Source organism: Gemmata palustris (genome assembly GCF_017939745.1).
Lineage (GTDB): Bacteria > Planctomycetota > Planctomycetia > Gemmatales > Gemmataceae > Gemmata > Gemmata palustris.
Genome location: NZ_JAGKQQ010000001.1, coordinates 2,593,898 through 2,618,907, shown reverse-complemented (window position 1 = coordinate 2,618,907; position 25,010 = coordinate 2,593,898). Strand labels below are relative to the sequence as shown.

General features: G+C 67.5%; 18 protein-coding genes. 13 read left to right on the top strand and 5 right to left on the bottom strand.

All coding sequences use genetic code 11. The annotated features are described in order from the left end of the window. Positions 1 to 87 precede the first annotated feature (87 nt). From J8F10_RS10695 to J8F10_RS10655, 9 genes are all read left to right on the top strand, one after another. On the top strand, positions 88 to 1,032 hold the full coding sequence (locus J8F10_RS10695; RefSeq protein ID WP_210652302.1) for an IS110 family transposase: 945 nt from the start codon (positions 88 to 90) through the stop codon (positions 1,030 to 1,032). A 452-nt stretch (positions 1,033 to 1,484) separates the two neighbouring features. Continuing rightward, positions 1,485 to 2,831, top strand: a complete 1,347-nt coding sequence (locus J8F10_RS10690; RefSeq protein WP_210653813.1) for a hypothetical protein — start codon at positions 1,485 to 1,487, stop codon at positions 2,829 to 2,831. Between the two features lie 498 nt (positions 2,832 to 3,329). Continuing rightward, the gene (locus tag J8F10_RS10685; RefSeq protein WP_210653812.1) at positions 3,330 to 4,793 is read left to right on the top strand and encodes a DUF1800 domain-containing protein; all 1,464 of its coding nucleotides are present in this window, start codon (positions 3,330 to 3,332) and stop codon (positions 4,791 to 4,793) included. A gap of 379 nt (positions 4,794 to 5,172) precedes the next feature. Next, complete coding sequence (locus tag J8F10_RS10680; protein ID WP_210653811.1) at positions 5,173 to 6,402, top strand: DUF1501 domain-containing protein; 1,230 nt, start codon at positions 5,173 to 5,175, stop codon at positions 6,400 to 6,402. A 153-nt stretch (positions 6,403 to 6,555) separates the two neighbouring features. After that, entirely contained in the window at positions 6,556 to 8,172 is a 1,617-nt protein-coding gene (locus J8F10_RS10675) for a sigma-70 family RNA polymerase sigma factor (protein ID WP_210653810.1), read from the top strand. A 421-nt stretch (positions 8,173 to 8,593) separates the two neighbouring features. Continuing rightward, complete coding sequence (locus J8F10_RS10670) at positions 8,594 to 8,746, top strand: hypothetical protein (RefSeq protein ID WP_210653809.1); 153 nt, start codon at positions 8,594 to 8,596, stop codon at positions 8,744 to 8,746. A gap of 388 nt (positions 8,747 to 9,134) precedes the next feature. Beyond that, a complete protein-coding gene (locus J8F10_RS10665; protein ID WP_210653808.1) occupies positions 9,135 to 9,722 on the top strand; it encodes an RNA polymerase sigma factor in 588 nt (195 codons plus the stop codon). Between the two features lie 31 nt (positions 9,723 to 9,753). After that, complete coding sequence (locus J8F10_RS10660; protein WP_210653807.1) at positions 9,754 to 13,068, top strand: protein kinase domain-containing protein; 3,315 nt, start codon at positions 9,754 to 9,756, stop codon at positions 13,066 to 13,068. Positions 13,069 to 13,264: 196 nt separating this feature from the next. Continuing rightward, complete coding sequence (locus tag J8F10_RS10655; RefSeq protein WP_210653806.1) at positions 13,265 to 15,250, top strand: matrixin family metalloprotease; 1,986 nt, start codon at positions 13,265 to 13,267, stop codon at positions 15,248 to 15,250. A gap of 171 nt (positions 15,251 to 15,421) precedes the next feature. Here J8F10_RS10655 and J8F10_RS10650 read toward each other — a convergent pair whose 3' ends face one another. From J8F10_RS10650 to J8F10_RS10635, 4 genes are all read right to left on the bottom strand, one after another. After that, a complete protein-coding gene (locus J8F10_RS10650) occupies positions 15,422 to 16,609 on the bottom strand; it encodes a nucleoside monophosphate kinase (protein WP_315854102.1) in 1,188 nt (395 codons plus the stop codon). A 229-nt stretch (positions 16,610 to 16,838) separates the two neighbouring features. Then, positions 16,839 to 17,324, bottom strand: coding sequence for a chemotaxis protein CheW (locus J8F10_RS10645; protein ID WP_210653804.1), 486 nt, complete (start codon positions 17,322 to 17,324; stop codon positions 16,839 to 16,841). Positions 17,325 to 17,889: 565 nt separating this feature from the next. Further along, a complete protein-coding gene (locus J8F10_RS10640; protein ID WP_210653803.1) occupies positions 17,890 to 19,263 on the bottom strand; it encodes an aspartate aminotransferase family protein in 1,374 nt (457 codons plus the stop codon). Positions 19,264 to 19,292: 29 nt separating this feature from the next. Next, entirely contained in the window at positions 19,293 to 19,430 is a 138-nt protein-coding gene (locus J8F10_RS10635; RefSeq protein ID WP_210653802.1) for a hypothetical protein, read from the bottom strand. A gap of 62 nt (positions 19,431 to 19,492) precedes the next feature. On the opposite strand from J8F10_RS10635, the gene J8F10_RS10630 reads away from it, so the two are divergent. The 4 genes from J8F10_RS10630 to lptE all read left to right on the top strand — a co-directional run bounded on the left by J8F10_RS10630 (position 19,493) and on the right by lptE (position 23,059). Then, positions 19,493 to 19,762, top strand: coding sequence for a hypothetical protein (locus J8F10_RS10630; RefSeq protein WP_210653801.1), 270 nt, complete (start codon positions 19,493 to 19,495; stop codon positions 19,760 to 19,762). Between the two features lie 161 nt (positions 19,763 to 19,923). Then, positions 19,924 to 20,883 (top strand): DNA repair protein RecO, encoded by a 960-nt coding sequence (gene recO / locus J8F10_RS10625; protein WP_210653800.1) that lies wholly within the window; start codon positions 19,924 to 19,926, stop codon positions 20,881 to 20,883. Between the two features lie 64 nt (positions 20,884 to 20,947). Next, entirely contained in the window at positions 20,948 to 22,192 is a 1,245-nt protein-coding gene (locus J8F10_RS10620; RefSeq protein WP_210653799.1) for a tetratricopeptide repeat protein, read from the top strand. 177 nt (positions 22,193 to 22,369) lie between these two features. Further along, entirely contained in the window at positions 22,370 to 23,059 is a 690-nt protein-coding gene (gene lptE / locus J8F10_RS10615; protein ID WP_210653798.1) for an LPS assembly lipoprotein LptE, read from the top strand. Positions 23,060 to 23,634: 575 nt separating this feature from the next. On the opposite strand, the gene tuf is transcribed toward lptE, so the two are convergent. After that, positions 23,635 to 24,810, bottom strand: coding sequence for an elongation factor Tu (tuf, locus tag J8F10_RS10610; RefSeq protein ID WP_210653797.1), 1,176 nt, complete (start codon positions 24,808 to 24,810; stop codon positions 23,635 to 23,637). Positions 24,811 to 25,010: the final 200 nt, after the last annotated feature.

Here is a 25,010-nt window from a genome sequence, read left to right as displayed (position 1 = left end):
ACTCTCGCACCCTCGCAGCCCGAACAGGCGCGTGGACCCCAACCGGATTCGCAAGGCCGGGCCGAACGGGTGCATCGGGGCACCACCATGACGACCGCATGTTTCGTGGGGATCGATGTCTCCAAGGATCATCTCGACCTCCACGCGCGGCCCGACGGATCGGCCGCGCGCTACACCAACGACCCGACCGGTATTGCGGCCCTACTCGCGCGCGTGGGCGAACGGGCGCCCGAGCGCATCGTCCTCGAAGCCACCGGGGGGTTCGAGGGCGCGGTGGCCGCGGCCCTCGCCGCGGCCGGGCACCCCGTGGCCGTCGTCAACCCGCGCCAGGTACGGGACTTCGCCCGGGCCACCGGCAAGTTCGCCAAGACCGACGCCATCGACGCCGCGGTACTGGCCCATTTCGCCGAGGCCATCCGACCCGAGGTCCGGGCGCTCCCCGGTGCCGAGGCCGTGGCCCTCGCGGGTCTCGTGGACCGGCGCCGCCAGCTGTTGGAGATGCGCACCGCGGAGGCCAACCGCCTGGCCCTGGCGACCGCGCGCGTGGCGACGAGCGTGCGGGCCCACATCGCGTGGCTCTCGAAGCAACTGGACCAGGTCGACAAGGAACTGGCCGAGCTCATTGAAGCGCGTCCGGTGTGGCGCGCCAAGGACGACCTGCTCCAAGGGGTTCCGGGCATCGGACCGGTCGTGAGCCGGGTGCTGGTGAGCGAGCTCCCGGAGCTGGGAACGCTCTCGAACAAGCGGATCGCGTCGCTCGTGGGCGTGGCCCCGATGAGCCGCGACAGTGGCCGGATGTCGGGCACCCGTTCGATCGCCGGCGGGCGCGCGGGCGTTCGGAGCGGCCTGTACATGGCGATCCTCTCGGCCGTGCGGTACAACGAGCCGATCCGCGCGTTCTATCAGAAGCGGCGAAAGGCGGGTAAAGCGATCAAGGTCGCGCAGGTGGCGGCGATGCGCAAGCTCCTCGTCATCCTTAATGCCATGATCCGCGACAACAAACCGTGGACCCCGAACGTCGCCACCGCCTAATCGCGTGTTTTTCCCTTGACCTTCAACACAGGCGCTCCGGGGCGAAGAGAAGCCCAATACCCGGAATGCGTTACCGCCGCAGAGGGGCCGCAGACACAGGCACACAGGGTGGCGGAAGCACATGAGCGCACAGGGCTCCCGCCCTGTGCTACGAACGCCGGCCCCTCCGGGGCGAAGAGAAGACCAATACCCGGAATGCGTTACCGCCGCAGAGGGGCCGCAGACACAGGCGCACAGGGTGGCGGAAGCACATAAGCGCACAGGGCTTCCGCCCTGTGCTACGAACGCCGGCCCCTCCGGGGCGAAGAGAAGACCAATACCCGGAATGCGTTACCGCCCTCCGGGGCGAAGACCCGTACCCCGAATGTCTTTCCGCCCCGGAGGGGCCGGCGTTCGTAGCACAGGGCGGGAGCCCTGTGATTTGTGTGTACTCCAACAGGAACCCGTTCGCGATGACTGCCATTATTCTGGCCGCCGCAGCGCTGGCCGCTCCCGTTGCGGCGCCGACCGTGCGCGTGACCGTCCACCCGGTGGCCGTGCCGAAGCTCGCGCTCAAGTACCAGCTCCTGCCCGAAATTCGGGAACTGAGGGCCGGGAACGCGGCGCAGTGGTACCTCCGGTGCTTCATGGAGCAGCGGAACTTCTTCTTTGGCAAAGATGGGGTCGCACAGCGCGTGCGGTACCAGTCGATGACGCTGAAGGAACTCGTGAAGGAGCCGCTCAGTAACTACGGTGGGTCCGCACTGTCGCAAGCGGATTGGGCAGCGCGGCTCGATACGGTCGATTGGCAGGTGCTCGATCGCGTGCAGACCGAAGGCCCGGACCTGCGGTTGCCCGAACTCGGCCCGCTCCAGTTGCTCGGGGCCTCGCTCCAGATCCGGTTCCGCGGGGAAGTCGCACGCGGGGACTTCGACGACGCGATCCGCACCGCGAAGACGATGTTCGCGCTCGCCCGGCACCTGAGCGACTACCCCACCTCCGCTGCGAACCGCACCGGGATCGCCATCGCGGACATGGCCCTCGACACGCTCTGGGAATTGATTCAACAACCGGGGTGCCCGAACTTATACTGGGCGCTGACCGATCTGCCGTGCCCGCTCGTGGAACTGCGGAAGGGCGTTCAGGGCGACCGCGCGCTGGCGGATAACGACCTGCGCGCGTTCCGCGACGATTCCGCGCTGAGTAGCACCGAAGTCGAAGACCTCGTGAGCCGGTTGTCCGGGCGCGCGGGTTACATTCGCGAGCAGGCGGGGCTCCCGCCGCGGAACTTGCGGGCGGTACTCGCGGCACGGGCCAAAGACGCGGCCGGTGTTCGCGCGGCCCGGGGCCGGCTCATCGAAACGGGTATGAGCAAGAACGCAGTTGAGGGGTTCGATCCGGTCCACATTGTGTTGTTGGACGATAAGCGCGATTACGAAGTTCGCCGCGACGAGGAGATTCGTCTACTCGGTGTGAAGGCGTGGGAGATGGACGCGCTCCCGGGCACGAAGAGGAGGGGGGCGGACGGGTTGTTCACGGACTTGGTGCCGCGCGTCGCTGACGTGCGCCGGACGCAAACTCGGTTCGAGCAACGGGTCGCGCTGTTACGGGTCGTGGAAGCGCTCCGCACGTTCGCCGCGGCCCACGACGGGAAACTCCCCAACAAACTCGACGACGTTGGCGTTCCACTCTCGGTGGACCCGTTTTCGGGCAAGCCCTTCGAGTACGCCCTCGAAGGCGGCGTTGCCAAGCTCCGCGGATCGGCGCCGAAGGGCGAGGAACGCACCCTCGGTTACGAAGTGGCCGTTCAGAAAAAGTAGCGCGGTATTGATGTGATTATTTTTCTGTAGCCGGCCTCTGTCAACAGATTGCAAACGTGGGTTGTAGATCGGCTTGGTGTTATGCCCTCTCCCCTTGCGGGAGAGGGTGGTGAGGCTTTGCGAACCGGGTGCGGGGTGGCCGCCACACCCACGAAGCAACCCCTCACCCCGCCGCGAAGCGCGACGACCCTCTCCCGCAAGGGGAGAGGGCACAACCAAAACACTGGTTCACGGCCCGGTGCTATTCGCGTTTGCAATCCGTTGTGTGAGGCTGGGGAGCCACAAGCGGTGGGCGTCCCAGTCTCACAGAGACCGGCTACAGAAGATGGCAATCAGTAGGGCGCCCATTTGTTTCCCAGGGTGCGCGTCCGCGCCGCGACCCTGGGCTGAGGAATCTAACCCCTTCGGGGTATAAACCGGACCCCGGGATGCACACGCACCCGGGTTACGAGCGCGGCCGGAACTCTGGAACTCTGGAACTCATGCAGGAGGTCGGTCGTGGCCGCTCCGCTCCCGTTGGACAAGCTCGATCCCGTTGAGGCGTGGAAGCCGTGGGCGCCCTCCGCGTCCGATCCGTGGGACCGCAAGTGGGCCGCGCACCTCTACCGCCGGGCCGCCTTCGGCGCGAGCGCGGTGGAACTCGAACGGGCCGTGAAGGACGGTCCGGCCAAGACGCTGGAACTGCTCCTCGGGGGGCAGCCCAACGCGGCGGAAATGGTACCCACGCTCACGGACGTGGGTCGGGTCGCGGCCACGCGCGACGCCGACGGCACGCAGCTCCGCGGGTGGTGGTTGTACTGCATGTTGCAGGGCGGTCACCCGCTGCGCGAGAAGCTGGCGCTGTTCTGGCACAACCACTTTGCGACCAGCATGGTGAAGGTGCGCGACCCGAACCTCATGTTCCAACAGAACGGCCTGTTCCGCACCCACGCGCTGGGGCAGTTCGGCCCGCTATTGCACGCGGTCACGCGCGACGGGGCCATGCTCGTGTGGCTCGACTCGAACAGCAACGTGAAGGGCAAGGCGAACGAGAACTACGCCCGCGAGTTGATGGAACTGTTCAGCCTCGGTGTGGGCAATTACACCGAAAAGGACGTGCGCGAAGCGGCCCGGGCCTTCACCGGCTGGCACACCGATGGCAAGGGGTTCCAGTTCAACGACGCCCAGCACGATATGGGCGACAAGACCGTTCTGGGCAAGACCGGCCCCTGGCGCGGCGACGATATCGTGAAGATCGTGCTAGAGCAATCGGCCGCGGCGCGGTTCCTGGTGCGCAAACTGTACACGTTCTTCGTCAGCGAGATCGCACCGCCGCAAAGTCTCCTGGAGCCGCTCTGCGAGGCGTTCCGCAAGAGCGAGTACGACACCGCGGCGCTCGTGAAGACGATGCTGGCGTCGCGCCACTTCTATTCGGATCACGCTTTCCGCAAGCGCATCAAAAGCCCCATCGAGTACGCGCTCGGCGCGGTGCTGGCGACCTATCAGCGCTTCGATGAGGGCGACCCGTACTACCGGCCGCTCGCGCACCAGTCACTCGTTAAGTGGCTGAACGGGATGGGGCAGGCGCTCTTTGCACCGCCGAACGTGAAGGGCTGGCCGGGCGGTCGGACGTGGTTGAACACCGCGACCGTACTCGAGCGGAACAACTTCGCCGCGGAACTCGCGTCGGGAACGGTGTGGGCACCGCCACCGGAAACCGCGCCGTTTGTCGTAGCCAGCGATCTGCCGCCGCCGAAGGCGCTCGACCCGGCGCGGGCGATCGAGGACGCGCACGCGACGAAGCCCGGGGACGTGGTTAATGCGCTCATCGAGATGTACGCGCCCGGTGGGGTGCGCGCGGAGGCGCGCGCGAAGCTCGTCGCGTTCGTCGCCGAGGACAACCCCACGGGCCTGATCCTCGCGCGCCGGGCGCGCGAAGCCGCACACGCGATTCTGACGATGCCGGAAACTCAGTTGGCGTAACGGGAATCGCGATGCCGTGGTGGGCGTTGTTGTTGCTCCTCTTCGTTGCTTGGTGCTTTGGATTGTTGGCTGGCGCGGCGCATCTGGCAGTTGAAGACGCTCGTGCGGGTGTCCCGGAGGGGCAACGGCGCGGGACGAGTTGTATGCCCGGCATTCCGCTGGGACCGCTTGTGATGTGGGGCGCGGCGGCACTGATCGACCTTATCGCCGAGTCTTGGGGTACTGTGATCGTCGGGTCGCTTCACGCCATTTGGTTGGTCGTTTCAGTCGGGTTGGTAGTGCGTGCCATTTGGCGCCTCCGAGCGCTGGAGCGGAACAAATAACCACGCCCGCAAATGCGTGGCGTTGAAACCGGGCCGGTTCCCAAACGGAGAAACCCATGTTCAACCGTCGGCAGTTTCTGACCAGCGCGTTGCGCGGGTCGTCGCTCGTGGCCCTCGGGTCCGTGGTGCCGCAATTCGTCGCGCAGACCGCGCGCGCGGCCGCGCCGGGTAAGGACACTATTCTCGTTGTTGTCGAACTGACCGGCGGAAACGACGGCATCAACACCGTCATCCCCTACGCCGACGACCTGTACCACAAGGCGCGCCCCACGCTGCGCCAGACGAAACAGCAGGTCGTCGTGTTAGACGACCACGTCGGGCTGCACTCGGGCATGCAGGGGTTGAAGCCCCTTTGGGACGCCGGGAACCTCGCGGTGGTGCAGGGCGTCGGGTACCCGAACCCGGACCGGTCGCACTTTGAAGCGATGGACATCTGGCACACCGCCGACCCGAAGCGCGCGGCCACGACCGGCTGGCTCGGGCGCGCGTCCGGCGAAATGGAGAACCGTTCCGGCGGCGTGCCCATCCTCCACGTCGGGACCGGTAAGGCGCCACTCGCGGCCACCGGCGCCCAGGGGCGCGGGGCGGTGAGCGTGGGCGATCAGAACTCGTTCCGGCTCGAACTCGGTGGCGGCGACCGGAAGGATTCGCGCCGGAAACTGCTCGAAGAGGTGTCCGCGCCCGCGTCGAGCACGGACGACGATGACCCGCTGTCGTTCGTCCAGCGGCGCCAAGTGCAGACGCTCACCGCGGTCGAGAATTTGCGCGAGCTGATCGAAGGCCCGCGGGCGATCCGCGGGTTCGGCGGCGGGCTCCAGCAGAAGTTCCAGCTCATCGCGGGGCTGATCGCGCGCGGGTTCGGGACGCGCATTTTCTACGTGAGCCTCGACGGGTTCGACACGCACGCCGACCAAGCGCCCGCGCACCAGCAACTCCTCACGCAACTCGCAACGGGCATCGGTGAGCTCTTCCGCGAACTGAAAGAGACCGGGCACGACACGCGCACGCGGGTGCTGACGTTCTCGGAGTTCGGGCGCCGGGTGACCGAGAACGGCAGTCGCGGGACCGACCACGGCGCGGCCGCGTGCGTGCTCCTGGCCGGCGGGGGCGTGAAGGGCGGGGTGGTGGGCAAGCACCCGAGCTTGTCGGACCTCGACGCGGACGATCTGAAGTACCACACCGACTTCCGCAGCCTGTACGCCACGCTGCTCGATAATTGGCTGAACTGCGACAGCAAGTCCGTCCTCGGCGCGAAGTGGGACCACGTCAAGGGGCTGCTGTCTTAGGCGGCGGGGTAAAGCAGAGTGTGGAAGGGAAAACGACGGGCCGAACCCAACGTTGGGTTCGGCCCGTCGTTTTCCGAATTTAGGCGTATGGATCGGGGCCGTTCCGGGATCATGTTAGGAGGAAGAGTGACGGTCCCGGGGATTTGACGTCTTATGTTGCGCCGATTCACTCGTTTGTTGGCCGCGACAGTTGAGGCCGGGGACACGGTCCCGGATGCCGAACTCCTGCGCCAGTTCGCGCAAGACCGAAACGCGGCCGCGTTCGAGCTGCTCGTTCGCCGACACGCCGACACCGTCTGGACACCGTGCCGGCGCATCGTCCGCTCGGACGTCGATGCCGAGGACGCTTTTCAGGCCACGTTCCTCATCTTCGCTCGTAAAGCCGCGGCCATTCGCGGGGCGTGTGTCGGCGGGTGGTTGCACCGGGTGGCCGTCCGCGTCGCACTGAAGTCGCGCGCGCGAGCCGCTCGAGATCCCGTCGCCACCTCGGACCACCTGAGCACCGTCCCGGCCCCGGAAGGCCCCGACCCGGAACTCGCCGGGATCGTTCAGGAGGAACTGGCGCGGCTCCCGGACCGGTACCGGCTGCCGGTCGTGTTGTGCGATCTGGAAGGGCGCACCCACGTCGAAGCCGCGGTCACACTGCGGTGCCCGGTCGGGACCGTGGCCGGGCGCCTCAGCCGTGCCCGAGCCCTGCTGCGCGATCGGCTCGCCCGGCGCGGCGTGGCCCCCGTTCTGATACTGTCCGCGTCGACCACGCCGGCCGGTGTGGTTCGCGCGGCGGCGGCCCTCGCGGGCGGTGGCTCGGCCGTTCGCCCCGTCGTGTCATCCCTTACCGAAGGAGTTCTCCACGCCATGAGTACCGCCAAATGGAAGATGGTCGCGGGCGCGACCGCGGGTCTGCTCGGACTGGCCGGGGCCGCGATTACCGCGTATGGCTCGCTGCAACCGGCCCCGGCACCGCCGATGCCCGCACCCGCGGCCCCGCCCCAAAAAGTCGAGCCCGCTCCGAAGGCCAAAACGAACGCGGAGTTACTCCAGGAGGCGAAGGACCGCTTCGCCGAATTCGAGCAGCTCTGGTCGGTAATCTCCGAGGCCGAACTGCTCAAACACCGTAGGGACATCAACGCCGCCGGGCAACCGGGCAAGGAAGACGCGGTCGCGCTGACCAAGAAAGTGGCCGAACTGGAGCGGCAAATCGAAAACCTGAAGCCCCGGCTGAAATACTACTCCGACGGATTCGGGCTCTCGTCTCCCTCAAAGCTTCCGCAGGTAATCAAGCTCCTCAAGGACGTGTTGGATAGGCAGGATAAATTGGATAGTTTTGAGAGGCGGGATGGGGTGGGAGGCTCGAAGTCGCCCGACCTCAAACCCGTAGCGGCCGATGACCTTAAACGGCTCACCGGGGACTGGAAGGTTGTGTCCCTGGAAGCCAACGGGAAGAAGGCCCCGGCTGCGGAACTCGAGGGGATGCGCTGGTCGTTCTCGGGCACGGAGGTCCGGTTCACGGACCCCGGCGAGGAACCGGGCGGGAAGACGTCTGTAAAACTGGACCCGACCCAATCCCCGAAGCACATTGATCTGGTCACCCTGGAAGGGAAGAGCAAGGGCACGACGAGCCAGGGCATCTACAAGCTGGAAAAGGACCGACTCGTCATTTGCCTGCGCGACCCGAGTAGCGCCGAGAAGGGGCGCCCCACAACCTTCGTGCCCGGGGCGCTGAGCGAGTTGGGTTTAATAACCCTGGAGCGAGTCCAGGACAAGAAGTAGACTCGTACCCGCCGCGACGGTTTCCGCTACGATTCAAAGTCGCTCGGGCGGGTTGGTCCGCTGAGCTTGAGCGTTCTGCGAACGGAGGGCACGCGGGTGGAGTTCACGCCGGCCACACAAGACGACCTGGCCGGGGTAGATCAGGCGGCCGCCGAGTTCTGCGCCCTCTGGGAGTCTCTGCGGTCGATGCCGTGGCTCGGCGAGCCGTTCGGCGGCGGCCTCGGAGACATTCGTGCGCTGGACTACTTGGACTACGAAGGGATCGGCTACCCGCCCGGCGGGGTGGCTGCGGCAGCACTGGTGTGGGGTCGGGTGCTGGCCCGACAGACCGGCCTGGAATGGGCGCGTTGCAGCCTCGGCGGCCTGTGGCTGTGGTCGGACACGTCGAACGGGGGGGCTGGCCGTCTGGCCGCTGGCCCGCGTGGGAGAAGCCAAGGCCCGGTTCTTTCCGCAGTTCGGCAAGTATGCGGCACTCACCGGGCGGGTGCTGACCGAGTGCCTGGAAGTATATTCCGGCTCCGGCGAGATCGAAGGACGACTGGAGCGGCTGCGGGCGGAGCTGGTCGGCGAGTAAAGGCACGCCCATCCGACCCGTGCGGTCATGCGGGCGAGTCGCCCGCGCTCCGCAGAGCGCATCCATCACGATTCCGTCTGTACCCCGAAGGGGTTAGGTTCCTCAGCCCAGGGTCGCGGCGCAGACGCGCACCCTGGGAAGCTGTTACAGATTCGCGTCCGGCTCGCACATTCCATCTCGTCCCGCGCGATTTCATCATTTTAACAACGGCGCGGTTTGTTAATGACGCTCCTTTCAGTTGTGATCTATTGTCGCAGCAGAACCCCGGTATTCTGCAAAATCCATTTGTGTGCCTGCAACCGCGTCCTACGGTTCAACCGCGGAATAGGCGAACGGAACGCGCCATTCCGTGGTCACACTTGAAGAAGCGCGAGACAGGAGATCGCCCATGCCCGGGTTGCCCGACGGCCCGCCCGTGGCCGCAGCCGGCACCGACGCCGCACTGCTACTACGGTACCAGGGCGGCGACGACGCCGCGGCCACCGACATCTACTCGCGCTACGCCAATCGCCTCCGCGCACTCGCGCGCCAGTACTGCACCCCCAATTATGCCGGCCGGTTCGACGCGGACGACGTGCTCCAGTCCGTGTTCCGCGCGTTCTTCCACGGCGCGCGGCACCGCGCCTACGAGGTGCCCCCCGAGGGCGAACTGTGGGGGCTGCTCATGGTGCTGGCGGTGAACAAGGTTCGCGCGCTGGTCGGGCACCACGAGGCCAACAAGCGCGCGGTGCGCCAGACCGCGTCCGTGCCGGACCTCGACTCCCACCCCGCGCTGGCCGCCGACGATTCCGCCGCCGCGTTCCTGCGGATGGTGATGGACGAGCAACTGGCCGCACTTCCCGAATCGAACCGCGCCATCATACGCTTGCGCACCGAGGGCTACGAGGTCGGGGAGATCGCCCGCGAAACCGGGCGCTCGCGCCGCACCGTCGAGCGCGTCCTGCAAGACTTCCGCGCGCGCCTGTCGCGCGCCTGAGAGTGAACCCGCCCACCGCTCCGGAGTTGTTGTGAACGCGCCCACCGCCGTTGTCGCACCGTCAATGTCCGCCGAACTCGCGCACCGCGTCGAGGCGTTCGAGGCGGCCCTGGAAGTCGATCCGGGCGCGGACTTCGCGCGCCACCTCCCGGCCCCCGGGCACCCGCTCTACCCGGCCGTACTGGGCGAACTGGTTCGCATCGACCTGGAGCACGCCTGGACCCGGGGCCGGCGCAAGCGCGTGGCCGATTACACCGCGCGCTTCCCCGTCGTGCTCACGAACTCGGTCCTGCTCGCCGCGGTCGCGTTCGAGGAGTACCGCCAGCGGATCCGGGCCGGCGATTCGGTTCACCCGGACGAGTACCGGAACAAGTACGGCGTGAACACGTCCGATTGGGGCTCCTTCGGACCGGGGTCGTCTCTCGCACCCGGACCGGACGAGGACATCGCGCGCACGAACGCGCTCCCCGAGTTCACGCCCCCGCCCCCCGACGACGCTCGCACCGCGGCCATTCCGGACGCGCGACACACCCAGCACCGCAACAACTGGCAACCCCCGCGTCAGACGGCCCGGGCGCGCGTGCTGTCCGCGGCGGATGAACTTTCGGACTGGCAAGACGTCGCCGCATCACTCCCGGACGCGGGCACGGAGTTCGTCGGGTTCCACCTGACCAAAGAACTCGGGCGCGGTGCGTTCGGGCGCGTGTACCTCGCGCGCCAGGGCGATCTCGCGGGCCGGTTCGTGGCGCTCAAAGTCGCGAGCGGCTTGGCGGGCGAATCGAACACGCTCGCGCAGCTCCAGCACCCGAACATCGTACCCATTTACTCGTACCACAAGGCCGGGCCGTTCCAGGCCGTGTGCATGCCGTTCCTGGGCGGTACCACGCTCGCACAAGTGGTGCAGCACCTGAGTTCGCGCCCGAACGTTCCCACTTCCGGGCGCGAACTTCGGAGCACGCTGACCCGCGGGAACCTCGAGACCTCCGTTAAAACGAACTCGGGTCAGGCTCCGGGAGCCGGTTCCGAGGTGGCACTCGCGCCATCCGATGTCGCGTCCGCGGTGGCCCCGGGCGCGGAACCGCCGCTCCCGGCCGAGGCCCCGGAGGGCTGGGCGCGCCTGGACGGGCTGCCGTATGTCGATGCCGTACTCGCGCTCGGCGGGCAACTCGCGGACGGGCTGGCACACGCCCACAGCCGCGGGATTCTGCACCGCGACCTGAAGCCCGCGAACGTGCTGCTCACGGACGAGGGGCGCCCGATGCTCCTCGACTTCAACCTCGCCGAAGACATGAAGCTCCGCGGGTCGGCGGAGCGGGCGATGATCGGCGGCACGCTGCCGTACATGGCCCCGGAACACATGCAGGCGTTCCGCTCCGCGTCGGGCGTGCTCGACGGCCGGTGCGACCTGTACGGGCTCGGCGTCATCCTGTTCGAGTTGCTCACCGGGAAGCACCCGTTCCCGGTCCGGCGCGGATCGCCGCGCGTCACCGTTCCGCACATGGTCGAGGACCGGGCGGCCCCGCCGTCCCCGCGGGCGCTGAACCCGGCCGTCTCGCCGGGCGCGGACGCGATTATCCGCAAGTGCCTCGCGCCCGAACCTGGGGACCGGTACCAGCGCGCCGAGGACCTGCGCGAAGACATCGACCGGCACCTCGCCAACAGGCGTTTGAAATTCGCCCCGGACCGGTCCGCGCGCGAGCGCGCTCGTAAGTGGGCGCGGCGGCACCCGCGGCTCGCGTCGTCCGGTGCGGTCGCCGCGCTCGCGGTGGTGCTCCTGACCGGCACGGTCGGCGCGGCGGCGTACACCCGCGAGCGCACCCGCGACCTCGAAGCGCGCGGCCGGTTCGCCGACCACCAGACCGCGTTCCGGGACGCCCAGACGTTCCTCGACGACCGCACGCGGTCCCGTTCGCGGCTCGATGAGGGGCTGGAGAAGCTGCGCGCCGTGCTCACCGGGTACGGCATCCCCGAAGACACCAGCGGGGATTCGTGGCAGTCCGAACCGGTCCTGCAGTACCTCCCCGCGGCCGACCGGGAGCGGGTGCGCGGGGACGTTGGTGAAACGTTCTTCCTCATGGCCCAGGTCGCACTGCTCAAGGCATCGGGGGCCACGGACGAACAGGAACGCGGGGAACAGATCGGGCGCGCGACCAAGTGGAACGAACTCGCGGAGCGCTACGGGAACGATCGGTTGCCCCGCGCGGTGCGCGAGCAGCGGGCGCGCGTGGCGGACCTCAGTGGGAGCCGCGCCGAGGCCGAACGGCTCCGCGCCGAATCGGAACTCGCGCCGCTCGAATTGCCGCGCGACCTGTACCTCGCGGGGAGCCAGCAGACGCGCGACGGCCGGCACCGCGACGCGCTCCGGCACCTCCAGCGCGCGACGCTGCTCGACCCGGAGAACTTTTCCGCGTGGTTCCTCCGCGGTACCGCACACCTCGCACTCGAGCAGAACGAACTCGCCGCGATGTGCTTCAGCGCGTGCGTTTCGCTCCGCCCGGACTTCGCCCCGGCGTGGATGAACCGCGGGTTCGCGTTCTTCCGCACGCGGCTCTACTCCGACGCGCGCGACGACTACGACCGGGCGCTGAAGCTCGATGCGAAGTTGGCCGAAGCCTACGTCCAGCGCGGCCAGTTGCGCGAAGCAACGGATGATACCCCCGGCGCGATTGAGGACTACACCCGCGCCCTCGCGACCGGTATCGCGCCGGCCCGGGCGTACTTCAAGCGGGCCACTGCGAAGTTCCTCAAGAACGACCTCGAGGGCGCGAAAGCGGACCGCGAGGCGGGGTTCAAGATCACCCCGACGGACGAACTGAGTTGGGTCGCGCGGGCCGAGAACCAGATCCGGTTCGCCAACGACCCGAGGGCCGCGCTCGCGGACGCGGACGAGGCTCTCAAGATCAATCCGTGGTCGGTGTTCGCCCTGGAGCTGAAGGCGTACCTCCTGTCCGAGCACCTGAACCGCGCCGCCGACGCGATCGCGGTCCTGGACCGCGCGGTCCAGTTGCACCCGGACTACGTCGCCGCCCGCGCCGGGCGCGGGGTGCTGCTCGCCCGCGCCGGGAAGCGCGCGGAGGCCCTGAGCGACGCCCAGGACGCGGTCCGGCGCGACACCCGCGCCCCGAACTTGTACCAGGTCGGGTGCATTTACGCTCTGACCGCCAAGACCCACCCCGAGGACAAGCGCGCCGCACTGAACTTGATCTGGGACGGCCTCAAGACCGGATTCGCACTCGACATCGTGGACACCGATGCGGACCTCGACGCGCTCCGGAACGACCCGGATTTCAAGAACGCGGTGCGGGACGCAAAGGCTCTCAACGCGCCCCGGTCCGAGAAAAAGTAGCCCGGCCAGTGAACCCCGCCCGCAAGGGCGGTGGGTGTCACACAAAAGGCGCCCGTCGGGGTGCTTCGTGAAAAAAACGACAAAGCGTGGCGGGTCGGACCCGCCTATCAACTTTCTCCGAGTACGCCGAGTTCGTCCTGCCACAAGATCGCCCATTAAACTGTTCGCCCGCTGAACCGCCCATAGTGAGATCCCGATGAAGTTCGCCCGCCTCGGTTCCGCTTTTGAAGCTCTCGAAGATCGCAGCCTGCCGACCACGTTCGGTGTGCCGTGGGCCGACCCGGAACACCTGACTTTTAGCTTCGTTGCCGACGGCACGCAAACGCCGCTCGGGACCAGTAGCCTCAGCCAAGTTCTCAACTCCGCCGGCACGAGCGCGCAGTGGAAGCTCGAGATCCTCCGCGCGTTCCAGACGTGGGCGGTGAACGCGAACATCAACATCGGCCTCGTGACCGACGGCGGGCAGGTGCTCGGCGCGGTCGGCGCGGTGCAGGGCGACGCGCGCTTCGGCGACATCCGGGTCGCCGCGGTCGGGCTCTCGCCGGACGTGCTGGCGAGCACGTCCCCGTTCAGTTGGACCGGCACCACCCTGAGCGGGGACATGGTGCTGAACGCCAGCGCCCCGTTCGGGATCGGCTCCGCCTACGACCTGTACTCGGTCGCGCTCCACGAGGCCGGGCACGCATTCGGCCTGGACCACGATCACGATCACGACGAGGCTTCGGCGATCCACTCGGGGTACGAGTACCAGACGGGCCTGAGCGCGAGCGACATCGCGCACCTGCAGGCGCTCTACGGCGCGCGGCGCGCGGACGCCTACGACCTGGCCGGCGGGAATGACACCGTCGCGCGGGCCAGTGCGATGCCGCGCAACTCGGTCACGCAGCTCCTCGTGAGCGGCGACCTCACGACGATGTCCGACGTCGATTACTACAAATTCACCGCGCCCGCGATCACGGCGATGCTCAGCAACGTGACCGTGCGGCTGAAGACCGAGGGCCTGAGCCTCCTCACCGCGCGCGTGACCGTGTACGACTCCGCCGGGCGCGTGGTCGCGAGCGGCGCGAGCGCCGACCCGCTGAACAACGACCTCGTGCTCACCTTCAAGCCGGGTCTGTTCGGCGGGAACTACACGATCAAGGTCGAGGGGGCGCGCAACGACGTGTTCGACATCGGCGGGTACAAACTCGCGGTGGATTTCCTCTCGGTCACCGGGCTGCTCAGCCCGATCACGACGACGCTGACCGGCGTTCTCGACGGCCACACGGACGATATCCTCGCGACCGCGCTCGGCGTTCAGACGAACACGGGCACCGACGCCCGGTTCGACGCCGTTTACCGCGGGGTACTCGAAGACTCCTACGACGTGGACAGCTACCGCGTGCGGACGGACCGGTACGCTCCCGGCACGTCGGTCACCCTGAACGTGATGGTGTGGGGGCTGGACGCGAACCCGGTGGACGCCCGCGTGCGGGTGTTCGACGCGAATGGCACCGCGGTCGCGTTCCAGGTGCTCTCGAACGACCGCGGGCTGTTCAGCGTGCAGGTGCTGAACGCGGTTTCGGGTAAGGACTACTACGTGCAGGTTTCCGCCCGCGAGGGCGCGACGAAGGCGACCGGCGGCTACTTCTTCGCGGCCGACTTCAACCAGATCGCGCCGCTCGTGTTCGACAACGTCGCGAACGGAACCGTGGCCGCGGGTAAGACCACGACGGCCGATACGGTCTCACTCAGCGAAGCCGGCGTGTACCAGTTCGCGCTCGGCGCACAGGGGCAGAAAGCGGGCGATTCGGTCACGATGACGGTTTACGACGGGGACGGCAACGTCGTGTTCACGCTGACCTCGGTCGCGGGTCGCCCGCCGGTTACGTCTAGCCAGTATCTGAAGGCCGGTACTTACACTGTGAAGTACGCGGGTGCGAAGACGAATTCCTCCGCGACCGGGTACGGGCTGTTCATGACCCAGTTGAGCGAGGGCGTCGGGCCGTATGCGACGAGCACGGCCACCCCGCCGACGAGCGCTGCGCCGCCGGCGTCGCCCCCCCCGCCGTCGCAATCACCGCCCGCATCACCCCCGCCATCGCAATCGCCGCCGACTTCGCCTCCCGCATCGCCCCCGCCGTCGTACTCCTATAATGGCTCAACGGGCTCAAATTCGTCCGGGTATTACTACTCTTACTGAGCCGAAACGGATTTTAGACCTCTCGCCGCGCGTAACTCGCGCGGCTGAGCGGTCTTGCACTTCCTATTTCCCTTTGCGCAATGGTCTCGGGCGCTTGAGGAGCCGTTCCCGTCGCGGTGAACGCGACGGTCCGTGGCGCGCCCTCTGTCGCCGCCCGCGGAGGGGCGCGCGTTAGTGCCCGCGGCGGATGTCCGACGGCGGGTACCGGATCTCGATCCGGAACACCTTCTTCGTCCGGCACGTGATCTCCCACGTCTGCGGGTCGACGCGCGCGGGGATCTCCACCCGGTGGAGGTCCACGGTCACGTGGAACCCGCGCTCCGAGAACACGTCGATCATCATCCGCAGCGCCACCGGATCGTCGAGCAGCGCCTCTTCGCTGTTGATTTGTGTGTGCCCGGACATGGCGTGCGCCTGGACGATCGGGAGCAGCTTCGACTCGATCAGCGCCACCACGCCCCGGAACACGTCCGGGGCGTCCCGCTCGTACTGCTCCAACCGGCGCACCAGTTCCTGCCGCGCGTGCCGGGAGAGCTCGGTGGCGATCGGGATGTTCTGGATCAGCGCGAACACCTCGGGACTCAGCTCCAGCGAGCTCTGGTACGCGAACTCCCGAACGATGTTGCGCTGCACCTCGGGCAGGTCGCCCTCCGCGTCGATGAAGTGGAAGTGGAAGATCTGGCGCAGCGACTGGAGCGCGTCGAAGGTGGTGTCCTTGAACCCCTTGTACCGCTTCCGGCACAGGCCCGGGTCCAGGTCGGTGACGCGCTCCTCGAGGAGCTCCCCGATCCCGGACTCGCGCACCTGGGCGTTGTGCTCCCGGATCACCCGGCCGCGCTTCAACTGGCGCGCGACGCTCACCTCCTCGGTGACGAACAGCAGGGCGATGCGGAACATGGGCTTGTGCGCGCCCCGGGCCCCGGCGCCGAGCATCGCGTGGTAGAAGAGCTTCAGGAACTCGACCTGGACCTTGGTGCGCGGGAACCCGTCGATGACGACCCCGTCCCGGTACCGTGGGTCGAGCAGCTCCTCGAGCAGCAGGCCGATGACCTCCCGGTCCCCGACCATCTGGCCCGCGTTCTTGAGCGCGACCGCTTGCGGGGCGGTGAGCAGGTCGCTGATAACGATGGGCGGGGCGGTGATGTCGCGCGCCCGGGCGATGAACGGGGTGTTGGTGCCCTTGCCGGCCCCGGGGGCGCCGCCGAGCCAGATGAACTCGTTCGGGAACCGCACGTCCCCCGGGTGGCGCTCCAGGAGGTCGGCCCAGACCGCCGAGAAGATGAGGTGCGCGTCCTTGATTTCCAGGTCGGCGCTCGGCGCGGCCGCGCGCGGCGCGGGGGGCGGGACGGGGTCGCTCACGGGAACTCCGGGGCGGGCGGGCGGGCTCTGATACGCAACGGACATCCGGCCGTGGTCAGCGCGGCGGCACCGGGTTCAGTGTAGTGCCGCGGGGCCGCGGGAGCCAACGACGAGAGCCCCACGGGCGACTCATTTCGATAGTTCGCCCCTGCGCGGTCGCGCCCGCGGTTCGCGCGTGATCCTGCCCCTGGAGTGAGAGCGCCCGAGAGTTGAGGAAGTGGTGCCCGGGTTACGCGGTGAGTGCCGGGGTTCCGGTGTTGCCAACGAGCCGGTCCACGTTGAGGAGGGACACGAGGCGCTCGCCGGTGCGCGCGATGCCGTTGAGGAACGAGGTGTCCACGCCCGCGCCCAGGTCCGGGGTCGGGACCATTTCTTTGGCCTCGACGTTGAGCACGTCGGACACCGCGTCCACGACGAGCCCGACGATCTTGGCGCCCACGGTGACCACGATGATGACGGTGAACCGGGTGTACTCGGCCTCGCGCAACCCCAATCGGACGCGCAGGTCGATGATCGGGACCACGGTCCCGCGCAGGTTCATCACGCCCTTCACTTCCCGGGGCGAATTGGGCAGCGGGGTGATCTTCGAGTACCCCCTGATTTCCTGCACGCGCAGGATCTCCAGCCCGTACTCTTCGTCCTGTAGCAGGAACGTCAGGAACTGGTTCTCGTGGGCCGCGAGGTCGGCCGGGGGGTGCTTATCGGATGCACTCACAAACGCGCTCCAATGGTACCGACGGGGCCGAGGAGACGGGTTCCCGCGTCGGCGCTCGGTCCGACCCGGGCGCACGACTGGTAGATTCGTGGGGCCGGGTCCGAACGTGCTACGCGCGGGCGCCCGCCGACCGCCCGCGCGTGCCGCGCACGCCGGAGTCGCTCGGTCGAGGGTGCAATACCGATATTATTATCGAGCCTAATGGAAATAATTTTCGTCTAAAAATTGAATATTATATCGTTGCGCGCATGAGGGCGCCGGAACCGGGGGCAGGCGGAAGTGCAATTCCCTGGGTGCGGGCCGCCCCGCGGTCCCGCGCTACTCCTTGCCCAACATCAGGCCCACGACCCCGCACCCGCGAACGTGCGGACCCGGACCGAGCGCTTCGGGCTTCACGCTGAGACCGCGATGCGCGCTTCGTCTGTGAGACCCGGACGTTCTCCACGTGCCCCAGGAATCACCTCGGGGCCTTGTGGTACTTCATCCGACTGTACAACCACTCCCGACCGTAGGGCCACTACCCGTTTATCCGCGTGATCCGTGGCCCTTGCCCCCGGCACGGCTCCTACGCCATTCCCTCGGCGGTCAGCGCCTCCAGGCTCGCCTCGAACGCGGTCAGGGTGTGGTCGACGACCGCGTCGGTGTGGTCGCAGCACGTCATGCCCGCGAAGCCCCACCAGTCCACGCCGTTGAGCAACATGGCCTGGCGCATCGCGTGGTACAGCTTCATGTTCTTCGGGCCGTCGAGCGCGTTCACGTCACCACCGAACGGCACGAACCCGTCGTTGACACCGGCCGCCGTGCTCGGGCGCGGGCCGGTGTACCCCGGCACCACGCGGACCATGCTGAAGTCCCCATACGCGACCCACGGCCACTCGCGGGCCGCGAACAGTTCGTTGAGCTTGTTGCGGAGCCGGGTCGCGGCGCGGTTGGCCCGTTCGGTCGGCTCACCCGTCGCGACGCGCTTCAGCGCGGCAATTCCCGCGGCCGCCGAGAGCGGGTTCGCGTTGTAGGTGCCGGGGTGCTTCATCTTGGGTTTGCCCGCGCGCGGCTCGATGTACGCCAGCACGTCCGCGCGCCCGCCCACGCACCCGCCCGGCAACCCGCCCGCGAGGATCTTCGCCAGCGCCGTGAGATCGGGCGTGACGCCGTAGAACGCTTGCGCCCCGCCCGGGGATACGCGGAAGCCGGTAATCACTTCGTCGAAGATCAGGAGCCGATTGTGTCGCGTGCAGACCTCGCGCAGCCCCTTCAGGAACTCCCCGCGAATCGGCACCGCGCCCCAGTGCCCGCCGGTCGGTTCCAAAATCACCGCGCCGATTTGCGGATCGGCCTTGAGCGCGTCTTCCACCCGATTGAGATCGTTCGGCGGTACCGCGACGCAGTGCGCCGCGACGTCGTCCGGCACCCCCGGCACGCCGGGCGCGTCGTAGGGGAAATCGGCCGAAACGGTGACGTAATCGTGCCACCCGTGGAAGTGCCCGTGGAACTTGAGGAACTTACCTTTTCCCGTGTAGAGGCGCGACAGCCGCAGCGCCATCAGGGTCGCTTCGGTTCCACTTCCGGTGAACCGCACGCGCTCCGCGCTGGGGACCAACTTGCGGACGAGCTGCCCCCACTCGATTTCCGCATCGTGGCAGGCGCCGTGGTGCGTACCGAGTGCCATCTGGTCCTGCACCGCCTTCACCACATCGGCCGGGCCGTGGCCGAGCAGGTGCGAGCCGTGCCCGACGAAGTAATCGGTGAGCTGGTGGCCGTCCACGTCCCACTTGTGGGCGCCCTTCGCGTGCGTGATGTAGACCGGGAACGGGTCCATCATGCGGGCGTCGTGCGTCACGCCGGTGGGGAAAACGCCTTTCGCGGTCTCGAACCGCTGTTTCGATCCGGCGAACGCCGCGGTGTACCGGTCGGCGAGAGTTCGTGTCGCGGTCGCGGGCATGAAATGGTCCCTCAAATTCGTAAGGCCGATCAGGGCGCTGGTAAGAACGCGGCGGCCCACGCATCATCATCGGGCGCCGGGCGCGGTTCCGGCGGTCCCGAGTAAATGTAGTTACCGTACCGGCCGCCGTCGTAATACACCCGATCGATTACGGTTTTCAGGTTCAAGATCGCCTCTGATGCCGAATCCGATTGATCCGTAACCCGCTCCAATGTGGTGAGGGTTTGCCGTGACGCGACCGGCTGTTGTTCCCCTCTCAACACACGCGGAGATCGGCCGGCGCTACCGGAGTGGCTCGGGCACGGCCGAGAAGACCCTGTGCCACGTCCCGCGGCTGGTCACGCGCCCGGACCGGCCGGTCTCGGCTACGATGAGGGCACTGTTGGTCGGGTTCAACCCGCCTGGGGCCGCGCGATCCTCAAACGATTACTGCCGCGTCGTTGTCGCGCCCGCGCCCGCCGAGCGGAACGGATTTCTCGTCGGCGGGCGCGTACCATGAACCGGTGCCCGCACGGAACCACGGGCCGCTACTGCGTCTTGCCATTGCCGGATACTCCGGCGACGCTATTCACTGCACCCGGGCGTCCGGCACCGGATTCGCGGCCCGTCACTGGGTAGGAACCGCGCTCGAAAAGCCCCTTAATTCGCAGATGCCCTCACATGCCAGCCGAGAAAGCGCTCGCGATCGTGGTCCGCGGTACCGACTGGAGCGAGACCAGTCGCATCGCCACGCTGTTCACGCGCGAGTTCGGCAAGGTGCGCGCTCTGGCGAAGGGCGGGCGCCGGCTCAAGTCGAACTTCGACGTCGCGTTCGACCTGCTCACCGTGTGCGAGATCGTGTTCATTCGCAAAGCGAGCGGACTGGACCTCCTCACCGAAGCGCGGATGAACGAGCAGTTCCCGGCGCTGCGGCAAAACCTCCCGGCACTGTACGCGGGGTACTACATCGCCGAGCTCCTCGCCGACGGCACCCAGGACTACGACCCGCACGCCCCGCTCTTCGACGCCGCGATCCAAACGCTGCGCTCGTTGGGGAAAGAAAAGCAACCGCCCCCTCTGTCCCCGCTCCCTGAAGGGAAGGGGGAGCAGACTGGCGGTGGGCTCGAACACAATACGCGCGCCGACGAGTTTCTGGGTTCCCCCCCATTCCTCTCAGGGAGCGGGGGCGGTCTCCCCGCGACCGCCGATCGCTCTTCCTTGTTAGAGAAAGGCGCTGGGGGGATGGGCTCGTCCCGGGTCGGGGGCGCGGGCTCCGCGGCGCTCGCGGCGAGCGTGTCCGCGTTTGAGCTTGTTTGGCTCCACGAGCTGGGATATAGCCCGCGACTCGAAGCGTGTGCCACTTGTGGACGAGAGCGGCTGAACCCAACGGCGCGGGCGTTCTTTAGCCCCACCGCCGGAGGGGTCCTGTGCCCGGAGTGCGGGCCGCAGGTCGCGGACCGGCGCATGGTTTCGGGGGAATCGCTCGAAGCCCTTCGCGCCCTGAGCGTCACGAGTGCCGGGGGCGCGGCGCCGGAACTTCCGCCGGGGGCGCGGGCCGAAGTGAGACACGTTCTGGGGTACGCGGTGAGCTGCGTACTGGGCCGGCGCCCGCGCCTGCTCAGTTTCGTGGACGGGCGCTGACGAACGGTTGACGGTTGGTGGTAGGTGTAGGGGTTCGGGAGTGGGGACGAAGGGGAACGTTAGGATGCCGAAGCCAGCCGACAGGGGGTTCCGACCGGGTCGCACCGGTGCGCTGGTCGCGGCAGCCGTGTTGCTGTGCGCCCCGGGGTGCCACACCGCGCGCAACTTCAAGGAGCGCGTCGTCAGCGCGACCGGGCCGCTCTTCAATTCGCACTACGACGACCCGCGGGCCCAAGAGAAACTGGACGCGGCCGAACAGCTCTACCAGGCCAAAGATTACGAGAAGGCCCGCGGCGAGTTCCGCACGCTCGCGGACAACCAGAGCAACCCCGCGGTCCTCGCGGAGCGCGCCCGGTTCATGCAGGCCGAGTGCCGGTACATGCTCGGCCAGTACCCGGAGGCCGCCGACACCTACCACAAGGTGCTCCTCGACTTCCCGACGGGCACCTACCGGCGCGACTGCTGCGCCCGGATCTTCGCGATCTGCGACTACTGGCTCGACGACTTCCGCGCGGAGAAGGACCGGCGCGTCGCCGCGGGCGAAAAGGGCGTGCTCCGCTGGCACCCGAGTTGGTCCAAGCCGCTGGACCGCAGCCGCCCCGCGATCGACCAGGAGGGGCGCACGCTGGAGGCGCTCGAGCGCGTCCACACGCACGACATCACCGGCCCGACCGCGGACAAGGCGATCTTCTGGTGCGGGTACGTGAACTTCATTCGCGGGAACTTCAGCGAGGCCGACCAGTTCTTCAGCCAACTGGTCGAACTGCACTCCGACAGCCCGCTCCGCCCGCAGGCCCTCGCGTTCGCGATCCAGGCGAAGAACAACGCGACCGGCGGCGCGAGCTACGACGGCCGCAAGTGCGCCGAAGCGCTGCACCTGGTCCAGGTCGCCGAGGCCACGGTGCCGGAACTGGTGAACGACCCGGCGATGGCCGAGAAGCTGACGCGGGCCAAGTTCGCCATCCGCTCGCAGCAGGCCGAGAAGGACTTCTTGACGGCCGAATACTACGAGCGCACCGGGCACCCGGGCTCCGCGGTCTTCTACTACGAACTCGTCCGCCGGAGGTACGCGGGCACGCGGTACTCCGACCTCGCCACCGAGAAGAAAGAGCGCCTGGTCCGGCTCATGCAGGACGGGCGCCCGGAACCGGGTAACGACCCGTTCGCGATCGCCAAGGCGAAGTGGAACGAGGTGTTCGGCAAGCCCCAGTCCGTGACCGATGAAAAGGACCGCGCGCGCGTCGACCCCGGCCTGGTGCCCGCGGGCGGAACGCCCCCGACGGACGGCACGGGTAACACGCGGCCCTAGTCTCGTTTCGGGCTCGTCACAGCGGGTCGGACGAGCCGCGACCGCAAGGGAGCGGGAGCGCCTCCGCTCCCTTGCGGTCGCGGCTCGCTACAGGGAGCCTGAAACCGGCCTAGCGTCGAGCGCGGCGCGGTCCCGGACCGCTAACTCCGAACACCAAACTCAACCCCCCGGACACGAATGGCCCGTACCAGTCGCCGCCAGTTCCTCGCGTTCGGTGCAGCCGCGCTCGCCGCGCTCGCGACCGGGTGCCAGAACGGGTTCAAGATCTTCGGCTACCGCGCCGGCGCGGACGCGCTCTACGACCCGAACATCAAAACTGTGTACGTCCCGACGTTTAACAACCGGGCGTTCCAAACGACCCCGTACCGCGGGTTCGAGGTCGATGTGACGCAAGCGGTGATCCGCGAGATCGGCAAGACGACGCCGTTCCGCGTCACGTCCGACGTGAACAAGGCCGATACCGAACTGCTCGGCAACATCGTCTCGATCTCGAAAACGCTGCTCAACCGGAACCAGCAGAACCAGATCCGCGAGGGCGAGATCGCGGTGAGCGTGGACGTGGTGTGGCGCGACCTGCGCGACGGCACCATTCTCTCGAACCCGCGCCGCACCCCGCGCGCCGGCGAGCTCAACCCGCAACTCGACGGGCCGCCGATCCCGTTCGACCCGAACGTTCCGGTGCCCCCCCAAGTGAAGGAGCGCGAAGACCTGCGGCCCGCCCCCATCCTCGCGACCGGGCGCCTGCTCCCGGAACTGGGCGAAACCAACGCCTCGGCCACGAAGCGCATCCAGGAACAGATCGCGGTACAAATCGTATCTATGATGGAACGGAAGTGGGAGCGCACGGAAAACGCGGACAAGAAGTGACCCGCCGACCGCACGACGACCCACATCATTCGAGTCGGCTCGAATGGCACTGCGAATGCGTGAGCGTTTTCCGCGCCGTTAGGTTTCAAGCAGCGAGTAAGGTCCGGTCGTCATCCCACTGTGCCTTCTCGCTTCGGAACAAGGCGCAGAGCTGGCACACGGCACACGGTACCCGCGCCGGCTTCGCCCCAACACATCCCCTGCAACTGCGCGCGCACCACATCGCTGCCGTCGTGTTTCAAACGGTGGCACCACGCCTTCGCAACGTCCTGTTCCGGAGTGGTCAGAGCAGAAGGGACCGTGTCTCTGGCGTTACGACGTAATCGATGAGGTTTGGGCGCCGTTCGGGATGTTCGTTCATCGCGTTCTCGTTAGTAGCGGAGAAGTTTGGGAGATACCACTCGACGACGTGTTCGTAGCGAGGTGGCGGCACCCGAAACCATGTCCTCATCGCCAATCGGTTTCTGAGGCGCGCGAGGTGAATTGCCTAAACGCGACCGTAAAAGACCGGTCACAACACGTTCTAAAAGTGAATTGATGCGGGACCGAGAGCGCGCTCTCGGTCCCGCGAAGTGTTACTCCAGAACCTCACTCACGACCCCCGAGCCGACGGTCTTCCCGCCCTCGCGGATCGCGAACCGGCTCCCCGCCTCCAGCACGATCGGCCGGTCGAGGTTCACTTCGATGCGGGCGTTGTCGCCCGGCATCACCATTTCGACGTCCTCCGGCACAGTCACCACCCCGGTTACGTCCGTGGTGCGGACGTAGAACTGAGGTTTGTACCCGTTGAAGAACGGCGTGTGGCGCCCGCCCTCGTCCTTGCGCAGCGCGTACACCTCGGCCCGGAACCGCGCACGCGGGCGGATCGACTTCGGCGCGACGAGCACTTGCCCGCGCTGCACCTGATCGGCCTTCACGCCGCGCAGCCGCACGCCGACGTTCTGCCCCGCGACGCCCACCGCGAGCGGCTCGTGGAACGCCTCGACCCCGGTGACAACCGACTCGATGGCCTCGCCGTAGCCGAGCACTTCCACCTTATCGCCCGTGGCGACCCGACCCTGCTCGATCAGGCCCGTGACGACCGTGCCCAAACCCTCGATCGAGTACACGCCTTCGACCGCGAGGAGGAAGGGCTTGTCCACCTTCCGCACTGGGGCCGGGACGTGCGCGTCGAGCGCCGCGAGCAGGTTGTCGATGCACCCGGCGAACTCCGGGTCGCCGGGGTGATCGAGCGCGCCCTTCGCGTTGCCGCGAACGAACGGCACCGTGTCCCCGTCGAACCCGTAGCGCGTGAGCAGGTCGCGCGTTTCGAGTTCGATGAGGTCGAGCAGTTCCGGATCGGACACGAGGTCCACCTTGTTGATGAACACCACCAGGTGCGGCACGCCCACTTGCCGTGCGAGCAGCACGTGCTCGCGCGTCTGTGGCATGGGGCCGTCCACGGCGGAGATCAGCAGCACCGCGCCGTCCATCTGCGCCGCCCCCGTAATCATGTTCTTCACATAATCCGCGTGGCCGGGACAGTCGGTGTGGGCGTAGTGCCGCGCGGCCGTCTCGTAATGGACGTGCGCCGAATTAATGGTGACCGTCTTGGTCTCGTCGCGCTTGGTGCCGCCCTTGGCGATGGCGTCGTAGCGCTTCGCCTCGGCCAGACCCTTTTGGGCCTGGACCGCGAGGATGGCGGCCGTCAGGGTTGTCTTGCCGTGGTCGATGTGGCCGATGGTGCCGACGTTGACGTGAACCTTGTGCATGGGGATCGAGTCTCCCAGATCGCGCCGAGCGATCGCGGGTTTGGCCGGTCTTCCGCGCCCGACCGTGGATACGGTCTTTTTTTCGCGACGAGCGAATCCAGGGCAGGTCGGTCCGGCAAAGTGCCACTTGGCGACAGTTAGACACAGAAGATGGGTGAAGGGTTCAGGGCGCGGGACGTGAGGGCCGTTGCTGTGTGCGA

What these genes read in the sequence shown, in the direction of transcription:
- J8F10_RS10695 (WP_210652302.1), top strand. Translation starts at nt 88, where the DNA reads ATGACGACCGCATGTTTCGTGGGGATCGATGTCTCCAAGGATCATCTC.
- lptE (WP_210653798.1), top strand. Translation starts at nt 22,370, where the DNA reads ATGGCCCGTACCAGTCGCCGCCAGTTCCTCGCGTTCGGTGCAGCCGCG.
- J8F10_RS10655 (WP_210653806.1), top strand. Translation starts at nt 13,265, where the DNA reads ATGAAGTTCGCCCGCCTCGGTTCCGCTTTTGAAGCTCTCGAAGATCGC.
- tuf (WP_210653797.1), bottom strand. Translation starts at nt 24,810, where the DNA reads ATGCACAAGGTTCACGTCAACGTCGGCACCATCGGCCACATCGACCAC.
- J8F10_RS10640 (WP_210653803.1), bottom strand. Translation starts at nt 19,263, where the DNA reads ATGCCCGCGACCGCGACACGAACTCTCGCCGACCGGTACACCGCGGCG.
- J8F10_RS10675 (WP_210653810.1), top strand. Translation starts at nt 6,556, where the DNA reads ATGTTGCGCCGATTCACTCGTTTGTTGGCCGCGACAGTTGAGGCCGGG.
- J8F10_RS10690 (WP_210653813.1), top strand. Translation starts at nt 1,485, where the DNA reads ATGACTGCCATTATTCTGGCCGCCGCAGCGCTGGCCGCTCCCGTTGCG.
- J8F10_RS10620 (WP_210653799.1), top strand. Translation starts at nt 20,948, where the DNA reads ATGCCGAAGCCAGCCGACAGGGGGTTCCGACCGGGTCGCACCGGTGCG.
- J8F10_RS10665 (WP_210653808.1), top strand. Translation starts at nt 9,135, where the DNA reads ATGCCCGGGTTGCCCGACGGCCCGCCCGTGGCCGCAGCCGGCACCGAC.
- J8F10_RS10680 (WP_210653811.1), top strand. Translation starts at nt 5,173, where the DNA reads ATGTTCAACCGTCGGCAGTTTCTGACCAGCGCGTTGCGCGGGTCGTCG.
- recO (WP_210653800.1), top strand. Translation starts at nt 19,924, where the DNA reads ATGCCAGCCGAGAAAGCGCTCGCGATCGTGGTCCGCGGTACCGACTGG.